This is a genomic window from Micromonospora sp. CPCC 206061, from assembly GCF_036906915.1.
GTDB lineage: Bacteria > Actinomycetota > Actinomycetes > Mycobacteriales > Micromonosporaceae > Phytohabitans.
In genome coordinates this window covers 1-14,635 of record NZ_JBAKHX010000125.1, presented here as the reverse complement: position 1 = coordinate 14,635, position 14,635 = coordinate 1, and the positions used below count along the sequence as shown (strand labels likewise).

14 protein-coding genes and 4 pseudogenes are annotated in these 14,635 nt (G+C 67.4%); 11 read left to right on the top strand and 7 right to left on the bottom strand.

Annotation, left to right across the window (positions count from 1 at the left end):
• Positions 1–892: 892 nt before the first annotated feature.
• A complete protein-coding gene (locus V6V89_RS39000; protein WP_334624711.1) occupies positions 893–1,225 on the bottom strand; it encodes a hypothetical protein in 333 nt (110 codons plus the stop codon).
• 16 nt (positions 1,226–1,241) lie between these two features.
• On the opposite strand from V6V89_RS39000, the gene V6V89_RS38995 reads away from it, so the two are divergent.
• Positions 1,242–1,853, top strand: a complete 612-nt coding sequence (locus V6V89_RS38995; protein WP_334624710.1) for a hypothetical protein — start codon at positions 1,242–1,244, stop codon at positions 1,851–1,853.
• Between the two features lie 107 nt (positions 1,854–1,960).
• Here V6V89_RS38995 and V6V89_RS38990 read toward each other — a convergent pair whose 3' ends face one another.
• Positions 1,961–2,485: a hypothetical protein gene (locus V6V89_RS38990; RefSeq protein WP_334624709.1), complete on the bottom strand. Its 525-nt coding sequence runs from the start codon at positions 2,483–2,485 to the stop codon at positions 1,961–1,963.
• A 188-nt stretch (positions 2,486–2,673) separates the two neighbouring features.
• Here V6V89_RS38990 and V6V89_RS38985 point away from each other — a divergent pair, with 188 nt between their 5' ends.
• Positions 2,674–3,201, top strand: coding sequence for a nucleotidyltransferase domain-containing protein (locus V6V89_RS38985; protein WP_442935304.1), 528 nt, complete (start codon positions 2,674–2,676; stop codon positions 3,199–3,201).
• 775 nt (positions 3,202–3,976) lie between these two features.
• Here V6V89_RS38985 and V6V89_RS38975 read toward each other — a convergent pair.
• A complete protein-coding gene (locus tag V6V89_RS38975; protein WP_334624708.1) occupies positions 3,977–4,945 on the bottom strand; it encodes a hypothetical protein in 969 nt (322 codons plus the stop codon).
• 609 nt (positions 4,946–5,554) lie between these two features.
• Here V6V89_RS38975 and V6V89_RS38970 point away from each other — a divergent pair.
• The 5 genes from V6V89_RS38970 to V6V89_RS38950 all read left to right on the top strand — a co-directional run bounded on the left by V6V89_RS38970 (position 5,555) and on the right by V6V89_RS38950 (position 11,413).
• Entirely contained in the window at positions 5,555–6,388 is an 834-nt protein-coding gene (locus V6V89_RS38970; protein WP_334624707.1) for a sensor histidine kinase, read from the top strand.
• A 9-nt stretch (positions 6,389–6,397) separates the two neighbouring features.
• Positions 6,398–7,072 carry a response regulator transcription factor gene (locus V6V89_RS38965; RefSeq protein ID WP_334624706.1) on the top strand — a complete coding sequence of 225 codons (675 nt, stop codon included), beginning with the start codon at positions 6,398–6,400 and terminating at the stop codon, positions 7,070–7,072.
• A 73-nt stretch (positions 7,073–7,145) separates the two neighbouring features.
• Positions 7,146–7,853: an ABC transporter ATP-binding protein gene (locus tag V6V89_RS38960; protein ID WP_334624705.1), complete on the top strand. Its 708-nt coding sequence runs from the start codon at positions 7,146–7,148 to the stop codon at positions 7,851–7,853.
• Positions 7,850–10,153 (top strand): ABC transporter permease, encoded by a 2,304-nt coding sequence (locus V6V89_RS38955; RefSeq protein ID WP_334624704.1) that lies wholly within the window; start codon positions 7,850–7,852, stop codon positions 10,151–10,153. The genes V6V89_RS38960 and V6V89_RS38955 overlap by 4 nt, the downstream gene beginning before the upstream one ends.
• A gap of 567 nt (positions 10,154–10,720) precedes the next feature.
• Positions 10,721–11,413 carry a phosphotransferase gene (locus V6V89_RS38950; protein WP_334624703.1) on the top strand — a complete coding sequence of 231 codons (693 nt, stop codon included), beginning with the start codon at positions 10,721–10,723 and terminating at the stop codon, positions 11,411–11,413.
• A gap of 12 nt (positions 11,414–11,425) precedes the next feature.
• On the opposite strand, the pseudogene V6V89_RS41990 reads toward V6V89_RS38950, so the two are convergent.
• The 4 genes and pseudogenes from V6V89_RS41990 to V6V89_RS38935 all read right to left on the bottom strand — a co-directional run.
• Positions 11,426–11,764: pseudogene (locus V6V89_RS41990) on the bottom strand (TnsA-like heteromeric transposase endonuclease subunit); the annotation flags it as partial.
• Between the two features lie 217 nt (positions 11,765–11,981).
• Positions 11,982–12,235 (bottom strand): annotated as a pseudogene (locus V6V89_RS38945) (peptidoglycan DD-metalloendopeptidase family protein); the annotation flags it as partial.
• Between the two features lie 249 nt (positions 12,236–12,484).
• A complete protein-coding gene (locus tag V6V89_RS38940; protein ID WP_334624702.1) occupies positions 12,485–12,661 on the bottom strand; it encodes a hypothetical protein in 177 nt (58 codons plus the stop codon).
• On the bottom strand, positions 12,645–13,406 hold the full coding sequence (locus tag V6V89_RS38935) for a Clp protease N-terminal domain-containing protein (protein ID WP_334624701.1): 762 nt from the start codon (positions 13,404–13,406) through the stop codon (positions 12,645–12,647). Before V6V89_RS38935 ends, V6V89_RS38940 begins: the two co-directional genes overlap by 17 nt.
• A 129-nt stretch (positions 13,407–13,535) precedes the next feature.
• On the opposite strand from V6V89_RS38935, the gene V6V89_RS38930 reads away from it, so the two are divergent.
• The 4 genes and pseudogenes from V6V89_RS38930 to V6V89_RS38915 all read left to right on the top strand — a co-directional run.
• Complete coding sequence (locus tag V6V89_RS38930) at positions 13,536–13,901, top strand: recombinase family protein (RefSeq protein ID WP_334624712.1); 366 nt, start codon at positions 13,536–13,538, stop codon at positions 13,899–13,901.
• Positions 13,902–13,959: 58 nt separating this feature from the next.
• Entirely contained in the window at positions 13,960–14,199 is a 240-nt protein-coding gene (locus tag V6V89_RS38925; RefSeq protein WP_334624700.1) for a hypothetical protein, read from the top strand.
• Positions 14,181–14,381, top strand: a pseudogene (locus tag V6V89_RS38920) (fructosamine kinase family protein); the annotation flags it as partial. The gene V6V89_RS38925 and the pseudogene V6V89_RS38920, both read left to right, overlap by 19 nt.
• A 41-nt stretch (positions 14,382–14,422) precedes the next feature.
• Positions 14,423–14,635, top strand: a pseudogene (locus tag V6V89_RS38915) (hypothetical protein); the annotation flags it as partial.

Here is a 14,635-nt window from a genome sequence, read left to right as displayed (position 1 = left end):
ACCTCGACGGTGCCCTCTCGAACCAGAAGATAGAAGCGTCAGCAACTTCAATCTTCCCAGTTCAGAGGGCACTTTCCCGTCTGCCACACCGCCCTCAACCGAATCTCATCGGTGGATCAGGGCTAAGACGTGCCGATTGTCAATGATTTCGAGAGGTAGGCGACGCTACTGGAGCACACCTGGTCCGATTTGGACAGCGCTGCGCGTGGGGCCGGCGAACGCTCGCCGGCCCCAGCCCCGCATCTCGTTGGGGGTTTAGTTACTTGCGTTCGAACGCCCAGACCGTGCTGCTGTCGGTGGCGCCGGTGTTCCATCGCACGGCGCCGGTTGAGGTGGCGTACATGTAGGACCGGTCTGAGCTGTCGTTGTTGAGGCGGAGAGGGGTTAGGGCGGCGTTATCCGTAGCGCGGCAGCGGTCCGTTCGGTTGGATGCACCGCTATGACGGGCGTTACCACCGCGCGGTAGCACGCTGATCGACTTCGCTGCCGATCGACCTGACTGCTATCCGACAGGTGGCTGTTGCGCAGCGTGGGCCGGAATGTCGAATCGTCGGCACCGTTCGACCAGGAGGTGGGCAGGTGGCGGATCGTGCAGGCGGGCCGAGCGAAGCGGCTAGACAACTCGTGCGAAAGATCGCCGGCGACGCGTTCAAGGAGAAGGTGAATGAGGCCACGTCGCAGTTGAAAAGCAAGGGTCGAAGGTCCCCGCCGAAGCGTGGTTCGTGATCAGCAGATGGCGATGGCTCGCGTATGAGCTGGCTGAGAGGCTGTCGCGAGGCGAGCGGGAGTCCGCGCAGGTCCGTTCGGGGCGTCAGCAGGAGGAGGTTCGTTCTGGCTCAGCAAGCGGCTTCCGGGGCTTCGTCCTCGGCGCACTTGTGGGTTCCGTTGCCGTCTACCTGCTGATGAAGCAGCCGTGGAAGTGACGGGAAAGATCCGCGATCATCTGCCGGGCAGCGGCGAGGACCAGTTGCCGCTCGGTGGCCTTTAGCAGACTGGCCCAGTGCCTGCGCCCGGTGTTGCTGGTGACCATGAACGGCGGCAGCTCCAGCCGCGTCCACCGCGTCGCGGTTTGTGCCAGCACCAGGCTGTCCCCCGACAGCCCTTCGGTGAATAGCCGCCGTTCGGCCAGCTCGACGCCGGCGTAGATGAACGTGACCGGCAACTCGTTCGACAGCCACTTCAAGTGGTTGAACACCTCGACACCGTCGCGGCGATTCAGATCCACGAAGTGGAGGTCGTCGATGATCCCGACGCGGCTCTGGCACGACAGCGCACAGTCCACCGCGAACGTGCCCAGCTGCGCGGCGCTAGCCCGCCCGGTGCCCGGAGAACTCGCAGATCATCCGGTTCAAGGTCCGCAGCGTGGTCCGCGAGGTAAGCCCGACCCGGAACACCGGCAGCCGTTCATGCCCATCGTCGGTGACATCACCCAGGCGGCGCCGCTGTGCCCGGTCGAACTCTTTGGTGAACGTGTTCGCGATCGTGGTGCGTCGCTATGTGCGTGTGGGTGGTGCTGGCGTGTTTCGGCGCTTGTCGTCGAGTCGAGTGACCCGGGTAGCGGCTTCGAGTTCCTGCCGGAGCCGGTGGTTTTCGAGGGCGAGTCGTTGTATGGCGGCTTCGGCCAACTTGACGGTGAGGGTGAGATCGCGGTTGGTGCGGCGGAGTTCCGCGTTCTGGCGCTCCAGGTCCTGGAGCCGGGAAGGCGCGTGCACGACGGTTCCGCCTGTGATTCGTTTCGACCGGCTGCGGCGACCTCGCGGGCGACGTCGGGGAAGTACCGCCAGAACGTGGCGTTGGTCAGACCGACACGCCGGGCGAGCGCAACGACGGTAGGTCTGGCGCCGCTGGTGTGAGTCTCGGCGAGGATTTCCGCCTTGGCCTTGTCGACGTTCTCGGTCGATGGGAGCTGAACCTCCCTTGCTGTAGCTGGCCAGGTCGGTGCCGGGGCGGACGGCGGGTGTCACGGGGTCCGCCGTTCGTGGCGGCGGGCCAGGAACTTGGTCAGCTCGTCGAGGCGGTCGGACATCTGGTGGTGAAGCAGCGGCGGGAGCGGTGGTCTGGACTGGAGCCGCCGACCGATGTTGTCGATCTCGGCCTGCCACGCGGTCGTGTTGTTGGCGGTGAGCGCAACGTTGCGGCAGTCCAGGGGGCGGCAGGCGTTGAGATCCGGGTGCTGCCCGGCAGTTTCACCGCGACGGCAGAGAGCCTTGGCCGGGTCGGACACGCACGTGACGTATGCGCCCGGATATATGGCGGGGTCGTCGCGGCGCATCAGGCGCAGCAGCCGCCGCTGGTCGGTGATGCCAGAGCCCTGGAAGCGGGCTTGGCTGGCAAAGTCTTTGAGCCGGCGGTCGGCTTCGTCGGCGGCCGGGCCCTGTAGGTCGGTGTGGTCGAGCGCGTCGATCATTGCTAGGAGGTGCTCGCCGCGGGCGAGAGCCTGTTCGCTTTCGACCTCGGCGCGGGAAGCCGGAGTCGGAGGTGCCAAACGGTGCAGTCGGGTATTGCAAGTCTCTGAATGTGTCCGTTCCGGAGGGTCCTTGATCCCGTCTCAGGCGGGGCAGGGCGGTAGCCAGCACTTGCCCTCGACGGCGTCGCGGATCGCTTCGAGTGTGCTGATGTCGTGGGCAGCGGCGTGGTCCAGATAGGTCCGGAGCCGAGAAGACCGAAGGGCAGCTGCGTGTTATTCGCAAGGTCGTCGCGGTCCTGCAGGCGGACGATATCTCAGCATGGCTGTTCGGAGGTTGGGGACTCGATGCGAGGATCGGCCGGATTACGCGTGAGCACGGCGACGTGGAGTTCTGGGTCGAGCGCATTTATGCCGAGCGCTCGAAGGCGCTTCTCGTAGGAGCTGGTGCCATGGCTCTGCCGACTCAACCGCCAGAGGAATCTTGCGAGTTCACGTGGGACGAGGTTTCGTTTAGCACCGCTTACTTCGATCGGTGGCCAGACGGATCGTTCAGCCAGTCCCTTGGGCGGTTCGCCGACTGGCTGTTCCCGCCAGGATCGTTCGGCGGGGAGCCCGTGACGCTCGACGGCACGCCGGTCCTGGCCATGAGCGTCTCCGGCATGCTCGCCATGAAGGAGCAGTTCCCCCGCCTGCGCAACGGCCGGCCATGGCGACAGAAGGACATCACCGACATGGAGATACTCCGAAGGCTGGCCTCTGCGGAGACGACCGACGGCCGCATCGGAGCGCCCTGAGCAGCTCACACCATGAGATGGACGAGGGATAGCGAATTGCACGGGTGAGGGCCGATGTGCCATGACGGAGCCTCTGAAGCAAGATGGCGTTCGTTGCGTCGGCCAGGCGGGTAGTGGGATGAGCCACCAACCAGGCCAGGGTCCACCTGCGGCGGCCCGGATGGGTGTCTCGGTGGGTGCGGCGAGGTCGACGCCGTCATGGTCCGGCCGCTCGGGTGTGCGGAAGCTTGACACGATTGGAGCGTTGACCGGTTGTGTCCAAGCGCCGGCGTGCAGGCACCACTCAACATCGCCCCGGATCGCCGCTCCGGATGCGGCAGCCAACTGCTGTGTAGGTTCCGCGAATCCGTGAGCAATCTGGAGCCTGGAGTGGCCGTCGTTCCCGGTGATTCGAGCACAAGGTAGTCCGCGAGATCTTGAGCATTCGGTTGGGTCTTGGGTCCTTGGATGGGCCTGCGGTGTTGGGGGTGCTCAAGATTTTCCGGAAGTGGATTGGTCGAGTCGTTGTAGCGCTCGGGCTGCGTGGCAGAGAAACTGTGCGCCTTCTGGGATGGGGGCCAGGGGTGGGTTGGGTCGGAAGATGCGGATTCCGGCCGTTTGTTCGATGCGCTGGCGGTGTCGGCAGAGGTCTTGTTCGTGTATGCCGAGTTCTTTGAGTCAGCCCGCTGCTCGTTGTGGTCTGGGTCTCGGCGCCGCTGCTGAAGAATCTGATGAAGGACCTGTCCCACTGCGCGGTTTCCACGCTGGACAGGTCCTTTATCATGCCGGTGGCACGTCAGCCGCAGATGTTGAGCCACTCGCAGAGCGCCGTCAGCACGGAGGCGACCGAGAAGTCGGCGAGCGCGCCGAGGCCGACGATGAAGGCCAGTGCCTGAGGCGTGGTCACCGACGCGGTCGCGGCGAGGGAGACCACGATCGGGGTGGTCGGCGTCAGCAGCGCCAGCCCGAAAGCGCCGATGCCGACCAGGACGGCCGCGGCGGAGTATAGGGCGATCTGGCAGACGACGCACGGCCAGGCCGCGGTGACGGTCGCGTCCGCGCCGCTGGCGAGCGCCTGCATCAGCGGCTTGTGCGACCGGAAGAAGCTGTTGAATTCGGCGTACTCCTCGATGTGCAGCGGGTAGCCGGCATCGGTGAACGTTCGCGCGGGATCGGCGATCAGCATGGCTCGGAACTGCGGGTTCTTAGTCGCCTCGGTGAGCAACAGGTTGGCGATGTCGTACTGCTGCGCGATGTGCGAGCCCGGCAGGTCGTTGAGCCACTTCAACTGCCATGCCTGGTTGGCGGTAAACGGGTTGTTCAGCGGGTAGGAGCAGACCGGCGAGCCGTCCTTGGTCTTGCTGTCCTGCAGGTCGATGCAGATCGGAGTGCTGTCGGCTGAGCCCAGCGTGAAGTTCGTTGACGACCGGTTTAGCACGTCGTACCAGATCTGGTTCGCGCCGCCGGGGGTGTAGGGCTGGACCGCCAGCGGGTGCTTGGCCGCGGTGCGGGTCAGTGCCATCAGTTGCTTGCCGATCGTCATGGTGAACGTCCGGTAGGTGACTAGGCGGAAGCCGGTCGATTCGCTGCCGCTGGTTTCGGTCGTCTCCTCCATCGTCCACACCTGGCGGTCATGGTGGCCGTCCGCAGGCTTGTAGATCGACGCGGTAAGGGAGGTGCCGGAACCGGAGACGGTCAGCACCGGCTGCTCGGTCGAGTTGGGCACCACGCACGTGGCGATCTGAACGTTGCATCGCTTGGTCAAGGGACGTTCCTCTCAGGATCGGATCCGGGATGAGTCGCACCTAAAGAATATGTCCGATTTGTCAAAACCACCCGATTTGATCGCGTGGCCGGACGAGTGAATACCCGTGAGTAAGGGTCAGGGGCCAAGCCCGCGAGTAAGCCGGCAGCCCCGTGCCCGGTCAACAGCGCTCGCGGCCACGCCAACGCCTCGGCCACCCGAGCATCGGCCAACCGGTGCACCGGCTTGACGTTCACCACCGTGACGTCCCCGGTCGGGGGACGCGAACAGGAAGTCCGGCACATGGTGGCGCTGCTTGCCGTCCACTGTGGCCGACCAGCCGGCACGGCTGCGCCCAGATCGCGGTGATCAGTGGATCGAAGTCAGCCACGAGAAGCCTGGCCAGCTCCAGACGGCTTTCGTAGACCACATGCCCGCCCACGATGGCGGACCAGAAACCGCCGGACAAGTGTGCCTGCCCGTGATGCGAACGCCACCGCCGCCACGGCACCGACCCGGCGAACTCTCGAACCCGCACCTGGTCCAACGCGACCGGTGCCACATCGTTCACGCCGTAGCGGATCCACACTGTCGCCTCACCCGCCGGAGAAAGCCGCGGCGGGTCACCGCGTGCCGAGCGCACCCGCCTGGCGACCACCACACCATCCGAACACCCGCACACGGACCCCGATCGCCAACACGCCGATCATCTCGGTATGCGGCCTGGCCGCGCTGCTCGGTGCGGTGCGGCGCGCCCGGCGGGTGGCTCGCACCCAGTTAGCAGCGCAGCAGCAGATCTCGGCTGAGGAGAGGGCCCGACGTACCCTGCTGGAAGAGCGCACCCGCATCGCCCGGGAACTGCATGACGTGGTGGCCCACCACCTGTCGGTCATCTCTATCCAGGCGCAGGTCGCCCCGCACCTGGTCGCCGAGCCGCCCGAGGAGCTGAAACAGAACCTCGCCGGCATTCGCGGCAACGCGCTGGAAGCCCTGGCCGAGCTGCGCCGGGTGCTGGGTGTGCTGCGTGTGGAGAACGCACCGCCGTCTGATGCCGACCACGCGCCGCAGCCCAGCCTGGATCGGCTGGACGAACTGGTCGGCAACGTCCGCGACGCCGGCCTCGCCGTCGCCGCACGCACAATCGGCCAGCCGCGGCCGCTGCCGCCCGGTGTCGAATTGTCCGCCTACCGAATCGTGCAGGAGGCGCTGAGTAACGCGATCCGGCATGCTCCCGGCGCCGCCGTGCGGGTCGAGCTCACCTACCAATCGGCCGACCTGGTCATTCAGGTCCGCGACACTGCCCCGACCCGGCCAGCGTCACCGTCTGCCGGCGCCGGTCACGGCCTGCTCGGCATGCGGGAACGGGTCGCGATGCTGGGCGGGAAGCTGACCACCGGAGTCACCGCGGACGGCGGGTACGAGGTGACCGCGACCCTGCCGGCCCCGATCTACACCACCTGTTGAGGATCTCGCATGACGAACATCCGCGTGCTGATCGCCGACGACCAGATCATGGTCCGTCAGGGTTTCACGGTGCTGCTCAACGCCGAACCCGGCATCGAGGTGGTCGGCCAGGCCGTCAACGGCCAGGATGCGGTCGACAAGGCCGCCGACCTGGCCCCGGATGTCGTGCTGATGGACATCCGCATGCCCGTGGTGGACGGGATCGAAGCGACCCGACAGCTCACCGAACCCGCCGACACCGCCGTCAAGGTCCTTGTCTTGACCACATTCGATCTGGACGAGTACGTATACAAGGCGCTGCGCGCCGGCGCCTCTGGGTTCCTACTCAAAGACGCCTCGGCCGCCGAGCTCGCCCACACGGTGCGGGTGGTCGCGGCCGGTGAAGCGCTGCTGGCCCCGAACGTCGCCAAGCGGTTGATCGCCGAGTTCTCCCGGCTGGCCGACACCCCGCGGGCCCCGCTCAAGGACCGCGTCGGCGCGCTGACCGAACGCGAAACCGAGGTGCTGTCGCTCATCGCGCAGGGCCTGTCGAACGCGGAGATCGCCGAACGCCTTGTGGTGGCCGAGCAGACCGTGAAGACCCACGTGAGCCGGATCCTGACCAAGCTCGGCCTACGGGACCGCACCCAGGCCGCTGTCTTCGCATACGAGACAGGCGTCGTCCGCCCGAGCGGTAGCGCATAGCTCTCAGGTACTACGCGCCAAGTTGGCTCCGCAGCCGGACGCGACGTGACAGCCGCACCCATAGCGTCGTGCCGTGACCCAAGAAGACAACACGGATCAGCTCGTCGTTCGAGTCGACGACGTACGTAAGGAATACGGGGACACCGCCGCGCTGGACGGCGTGTCGCTGCGGATCCGCGCCGGTGAGGCCGTCGCGGTGATGGGGCCGTCCGGGTGCGGCAAGTCCACTTTGCTCAACATGGTCGCTGGTCTGGACCGGCCGACCGCCGGAACCGTCACCGTTGAGGGCGAGGATCTGGGGAAGCTGAGCGAGACCGGGCTGGCCATGTACCGCCGACGGCGCATCGGCATGATCTTCCAGTTCTTCAACTTGCTCGACGACCTGCCGGCGCTGGACAACGTGGCCTTGGCCGCGCAGCTGGCCGGTGCCTCCGCTCGCACGGCCCGCAAGCAGGCCCTGGAACTGCTCGACGGGCTCGGCGTCGCCCACCGGGCCAACGCCTACCCGGCCACCCTCAGCGGCGGTGAACGGCAGCGGGTCGCCGTGGCCCGGGCGCTGATGAACCGTCCGGCCCTGCTGCTGGCCGACGAACCGACCGGGGCATTGGACAGCCGCTCCGGCGAACAGGTGATGGACCTGCTGACCGACCTACACCGCAGCGGGCAGACCCTGCTGATCGTCACCCACGACCCACATCTGGCCACCCGGTGCGCCAACCGGCTGGTCGAAATGGCCGACGGCCGAGTGGTCCGCGAACGCATCCTGGAGAGGGCCGCATGAGGGCCGTCTGGCGCGCCTCCCGCGCCGCGGTCAAACGCCGCCGGCTGCAGACCTTCGTCATCGGCTTGGTCGTCCTGGCCGCCACCGCCACGACCGTCATCACCCTAGGACTGCTCAACGCCGCCTCATCACCATTCGACAAGGCCTTCACCCAACAACAGGGCGCCCACCTCGTCGCCACGTTCGACGCTGCGAAAGTCGCCGAGTCACAGCTGGCCCAGACCAGCCAGCGGCCGGACGTCGAAAACGCCGCCGGACCGTTCGGTCAAACAGTCCTACAGATCCGCCAGGACTGGCTCGGCCGGCCTGCCGGACCCCTCACCGTCGTCGGGCGGGCCGACCCGGCCGGCCCGGTCGACCGCGTCCAACTCCTGACCGGCCGGTGGGCCACCGCACCCGGCGAGATCGTCATCAACCTGCCTATCCAAGGCCACCCCAACCCCAAAAATCTGGGCACCCGCCTCGACGTGGACGCGGTGGCACCGCTCACCGTGGTCGGCTTCGCCACCAGCATGAGCAAGTCCGCCGGCGGCTGGGTGACACCCGAGCAGATGACCGCGATACGGCCGACCGGCTGGCAGATGCTGTACCGCTTCCGCACAGCGGCAACCGATCAACAGGTCAACGGCGGCCTGGCCGCGGTCACCGCTGGGCTGCCCGACGGCGCGCTGACCAACGCCCAGTCGTACCTGACCCTCAAGCGGGCCTTCTCCGCGCAGGCCGGCGCCTTTCTGCCGTTCATGACCGTGTTCGGCGTGCTCGGCCTGCTGGTGTGCGTGCTCATCGTCGCCAACGTGGTCAGCGGCGCGGTCGTCTCCGGGCACCGGCACATCGGCGTGCTCAAGGCCCTCGGTTTCACCCCCAACCAGGTGATCGCCGTCTACCTCGCGATGGTCTCGGTGCCCGCCCTCGCCGGCTGTATCCTCGGCGCCCTGCTCGGCACCGCGATCGCGGAGCCGATCCTCCAGGTCGCCTTCACCGGCGTCGAGACCGGCGTCGCCGCCATCGCCGTCAGCACCTGGGTACCAGTCATCGCCCTGCTGGGCATGCCTGCCCTCGTCAGCGCCGCAGCGTTGATCCCCGCGCTGCGCGCCCACCGCCTCCCGGCGGCGCAGGCGATCAGCGCCGGTAACGCCCCACGCACCGGCCGAGGACTGCGCATCCAGCGCTGGCTCAGCGGCACCCGCCTCCCGCGACCGGTCTGCCTCGGCCTCGGCCAGCCGTTCGCCCGGCCCGGCCGCGCCGCCATGACCATCTGCGCCATCGGCCTCGGCGTCGCCGCCACCACGCTGGCCACCGGCCTGACCGCCACCATGCTCGCCTACGGCGACACCGGCCGCTCCGACGGCGCTCGGGTCGGTGTGCAGCCAGGCAGCCCCGATAGCCGGCAGACCCCTACCGCGCTCAGCGACGCCCAGATCGAAGCGCGACTACGCGCGATCCCCGGTGCCCGCGAAGTAAGCATCCGCACATTCGCCCAGGCTGGGATCGTCGGGCACACCCAGCCCGCCTTCGTCGACGCCTACCGCGGCGACCCACCGATCACCGCCTCCCAGATCGTCGGCGGGCACTACCCCGACGGCCCGGGCCAGGCCGTCGCCGGGCCGGCGTTCCTCCAGCAGCACGGGCTGGCGGTCGGCGACCAGATCACCCTCACCCGCGGCGACCAGCAGATCACCGTGACCCTCGTCGGCGAGGTCATGGTAGGCAACCCCCGGGCTCTGGAAACCACCTGGCAGACACTCGCCACGCTCGTACCCGACCTGCGAGCCATCGACTACACCGTGACGCTCGCGCCCGGCACCGACGCCCACGCGTACGCCCGCGCGGTCACCACGGCCGACCCCGGCCTACATCCGTCGGTGCTCGGCTCCGCAGACGCCGCCACCACCGTCGTCGTCAGCTTCGCCACCGTGTTCACCGTGCTGCTGAGCATCGTCGCCGCCCTGGGCGTCTTCAACACCGTGCTGCTCAACATCCGGGAACGGCGTCGAGACCTCGGTATGCTCAAGTCCATCGGCATGACACCACGCCAGGTTGTGACCATGACCGTCACATCAGTGGCAGCACTCGGCGTAATCGCCGGACTGCTGGGCATCCCGCTCGGGATCACCGCGCACCGGCTGATCGTCGACAACGTCGGCATCATCTCCTTTCCCGAGTCCATGAAGGACGTCTGGCATGTACAACAACTGGCCGCGCTCACCCTGGCCGGCATCGCCATCGCCGTCCTCGGCGCACTCATCCCCGCTCGTACAGCGGCACGACTCACCATCGCGACCGTCCTGCACAACGAGTAGGCCGCCTATGTCGGCCAAGGCTGCCAGGATCGCCGGCTGGCAGCGGCCCGTCGGGACTTCGGCATCCATACCTACGATCGACACAGCTCCGCGCGATGGCTGATCGGCGCCAGGCTGGTGTGGTTAGCGGAGGCGTTACCCGTAGCGCTGGTGTGCACGTGGTCGTAGTTGCGACGCCGCGACGGCAAAGGAACTCGGTGGCAAGACGAGGTGCGAGGTCGCACCGTCGCCACGTCAGCGCTCATTCGGGAGGTCCACATGGCGTGCATGGTTTTCAGCGAGGTAGCTGCCACCGCCGCGATGCGGGTGTTGACCGCGCGTTGATCTGCTGCCACTAGCTTCGAGTGGCTGCCGCCGGGCCGTTTGGGTCCGGCGCGACGTTCGGCTCCTCGCGTCGTTGCGGTTCCTCTGGCCGTGGACCGGTTCCGCGTTGCCAGCTGCTGGCGCCTGTTGGTTCGGCGCCATGTTCACCGCTTACCGCGCTGATATGAGAGATTTTCGTGGATTCCACATCGTCCTTCGAGCCGCTGCCTGCGACCGAAAGGCGGCCCCAGCCGCGTCGTTCGCGTGGGGAACACCGTAAGGCGGCCGGTCCGGCCGTGGACCGGCACGGTTCATGCTCTGCTGCGCCACCTGGAACAGGTCGGATTCGCCGGCTGTCCGCGGGTGGTCGGCGACGGCGTAGACGCCGACGGCAACGAGGTGCTGACCTGGCTCGAGGGCAGCTTCGTGCACCCTCACGCCTGGTCGGACGAGGGCGTGTGGCAGGCCGGTGCTCTGCTGCGCGACCTGCACCACGCCAATGCCAGCTTCATGCCGTCAGCGGATGCGGTCTGGCAGCCGTGGTGGATGCACCGTCCTGGCGAGGGCTCGCTGATCGGGCACTGCGACGCTGGGCCGTGGCACGTCGTCATCGTCGATGGCCGGCCGGCGGCGTTCATCGATTGGGAGTTGGCCGGGCCAGTCGACCCGCTCGACGAGGTCGCCGTGGCCGGGTGGTGGCACGCCCAACTGCACGGCGACGACGTGGCCGAACGCAATGACCTGCCGGACGCCGCCACGCGGGCGCGACACCTGCGGCTGTTCCTGGACGGCTATGAACTGCCCGTAGTTGCTCGGGGCGGGTTTGTCGGGCGGATGATCGGGTTGGCGATCCGGGACTGCGCCGCCGAGGCGGCCCGTGCCGGGATCATGCCGGACTCGACCGACCACGCCCGTCCACAACAGGTGCAGCACCACCGGGCGAACCAGCATCGGTAGACACTGCTCACGTGTCCAAGCGAACACCGCCTGCACCGCGGGATCCTCCACCCTGGTCGGCGCCTTGACGTCCACCACCGTGACCGCGCCGCTACGGTGCACCAGCAGCAGATCCGGCACGTGCCGCCGGGTCCGGCCCGAATCTGGGCCGATCAGCTGGAACGGTTGCGCCGCCACGCAAACGACGTCCTCGTCGAAGTCGGCCAAGAGGATGCGAGCCAACTCCAGCCGGCTCTCGTACACGACCAGCCGCTGCAACGTCGCCGACCAATACCAGCCCGAGTAGTGCCGCCTGCCTCGATACCAGCGGAACTCACGAACCGGCAGCCCTGCCGCGACGTCATCGACCACCACACGATCCAAGGTGGTGTCCACGAACTCGCCGTCGTCCCGGCGGTACCTCACCCGGACACGGCTGACTCGGTTCTCACGACCGAGTACCACACCCTGATACTGTCCCCGGCGGTACCATCAAGCCCGGAGCCACGCCGACACGTTTCTCACCGGCATGTCGCAAGCGACAAGTAGGCGACATCTCATTTGAGAAAGCGACAACTCAAATGAGAACCTACAAGTCAACCAAACCCAACGGTGCGCACATTTGCGCCATGAACGGCACCGGATCCGTGGCGCTTTCCGACGAATGATCACCCAGATGCACCTCATAGTGAAGGTGCGGGCCCGAAGAGCGATCCGACGATCCCACCACACCAATGATCTGGCCCACCACGACCGTCTGTCCTTCTTGGACGTGCGGGTGGGTGAGCATGTGGCAGAGCGGGTCACGACATGACCGGCGTGCTCGATGTCGACGTACCAGCCTTCTCTGCACCAAGCGAGACGCCACGCCGCAAGGCGGTCTTGTCGGTCTCGGTCCTGGGCCGTGGGACGCATGCCGGTCGTTTCTTGTCGGCGATTGTCTTGGTGCGCGTTCTATACCCTGCCGCCGCGAGGTGCCGGCAACTCGCCGGATCCTTCTCCTGAATCTTGAAGCGATCAGGGCCTGGATGCGCAAGACAGCGGCCCCGAACGGTGTCGGGGCCGCGTGCCTGGTGGGCAGGGGGTAGGTGGCTAGTGGGCTGCCGCTACTAGCGGTAGGACGAGCAGGAGGAAGAGCGCCGTCACAGCGATGGCGGCGGTCGCGGCGCGGATGCTCTGGTACGCGCCGATGTGGTTGGGGCGGTCGCCTGATGGGCTGTGTGCTGAACCGCGCGGGTGGTGGAGGTTGGTTTCAGCCTTCGGCGACACCGATGCGTTCCTCCAGTCGCTCGATGCGGTGCATCAGGGGTTGCAACTGTTGGCGGAGCGTGGCCGCTAGGACCGCCATGGGGTCGGTGTCTGCGGCGCTACTGGCGGTGGATTGGCTGGTTTGGGCTCGCAGGTGGACGTAGCCGGCCAGGGCTGCGGCGACCGCCCGGCGGGTTAGCCGTAGTTCGGCGCCTAGGGACCGCAGGGTTTGGCCGGCTGCCCCGTCGGGCTCGGCGATTAGACCGAGCAGGAGGTGCTCGCAGCCGACGTAGTTGTGCCCGAGTGCGGTGGCTTCCGTGACGGCCGTTTCCAGCGCGTTCGCCGCCGGACCGCTGAAGCGCTGCGAGTCGTCGTCGGTGACAACGGGTTCTGTCGATGATTGGCGGGCAAGTTCGCGGGCCACCTGCTCCGGAGCGATCTCGATCGCTTGCAGCACGTGCAGGGCCAGGTTGCCGCCCTCGGCGAGCATGCCAGCGAGCACGTGGCTGGTGTTCACGGCGGCTGCCTGGTCCGTCTGGGCCTGCTCGATACCGAGCTTCAGCGCGGTGCGGGCGCGTGCGGTGAGGTGTGGCATCCGTGCGGCCAGGTCCGCGTCGTCCAGCTCGCCGAGGACGGTTTCCCGGATCGCGGTCACTCGCCGCACCGCCTGCTCCAGAGCTCGTTGACAGACGGCGGAGACCGGCACGCCGGCTTCCTTGACGGCCTCGGCCAGCTCGTCGGGCAGGTAGACGTTGATCTTCGGCATCACAGAGTCCCCTTTATGGTCACGACCATCACGTCCCGCATAACCCCTGTATACCCCCTTGGGGGTTATATGTCTAGGCCGAGTGGTGCGCGGTGGCCGCGCATGTAGGCGACGGGGCATCCTCAGCCCATCCGCCCAGGACCGCGCCCGCAACCCGCACCGCACCACCATCGCCTGGTCCAAGACCGCCGTCCGCGTCATCCTCACCAACCCCGCTATACCGGCCGGCAGGTCTGGAACAAGCAACGCAAGGACGAGGTCCTCATCGACGTCGAGGACGTCGCCCTCGGCCACGAAACCAAAGTGCGCTGGAACAACCCCGAGACCTGGATCTGGTCCTCCCAGGTCGTCCACGAGCCCTTGGTCAGCGACGACGACTACCGCAAGGTCCACGCCCAGGACGAAGACCACGACGAAGAACTCCTCGCACGCGTCACGATCGGCGGCGTGTTGGGGCGTTGGCCGCTGAACCTGCAGGTTGGTCCTCGGAGGTAGCCAACTGTTGGTCACATAAGGTCTTGCGACCACGCACCCGAAGTTGGAGGATCTCGTCGTGATCGGCTCGGCCTCGTTCCTACTGGAGTGCTTGCTTCGGGCCGGGATGCGCGATGTCGTCACGGTGGAGCCGGCGACGGGCGGACTCGCGGCGCTCGCGGGCGTAGCCACCCGCCGGGACGCGCCGCCGGTGTTCGCCAATGCCTTCGCCGACGCGCCGGCCGACGAGGTCTTCGTCACGAGGCCGAAGGGCTGGCCGCCCTGCGCGAGCTCGGCGGCGTGGCGACACCAGAGGTGATCCTGGCGGACCGAGAACTGCTTGTGTTGTCAGTGCTGCGGCCCAGGCCACGCAGCGAGACGTTCTGGGAGCAGCAGTTCGCGCACGCGCTCGCCCGCCTGCACACGAGCACGCCCCATCCTCGCTTCGGATGGCACCGCGACAACTGGCTGGGCCGCCACCGGCAGACCAACACCTGGGATGACAACGGCTTCGCGTTCTTCGCACAGCACCGGCTGCTTCGGTGGCTCGCCAGCCCCGCGTCGAGGCGGCACTCGACCCCACAGACCGGGCGGCCGAGGCGCTGTTCACCGCGCTGCTGGTCGGTGGGATGCTCGCGTTGTGCTGGTCCCGGCGCCCCGGCGTCGTGGCCTGTGGCGGGGCGGGCCTGCTTCTCGCGGCCGCGACGACCACCCGCACCGTCGGGCTGCCGCTGATAGGCATCGCCGTGCTGTAT

Coding starts and splice junctions, on each gene's coding strand:
- V6V89_RS38995 (WP_334624710.1), top strand. CDS start 1,242: ATGATCCCGACGCGGCTCTGGCACGACAGCGCACAGTCCACCGCGAAC.
- V6V89_RS38965 (WP_334624706.1), top strand. CDS start 6,398: ATGACGAACATCCGCGTGCTGATCGCCGACGACCAGATCATGGTCCGT.
- V6V89_RS38955 (WP_334624704.1), top strand. CDS start 7,850: ATGAGGGCCGTCTGGCGCGCCTCCCGCGCCGCGGTCAAACGCCGCCGG.
- V6V89_RS38935 (WP_334624701.1), bottom strand. CDS start 13,406: ATGCCGAAGATCAACGTCTACCTGCCCGACGAGCTGGCCGAGGCCGTC.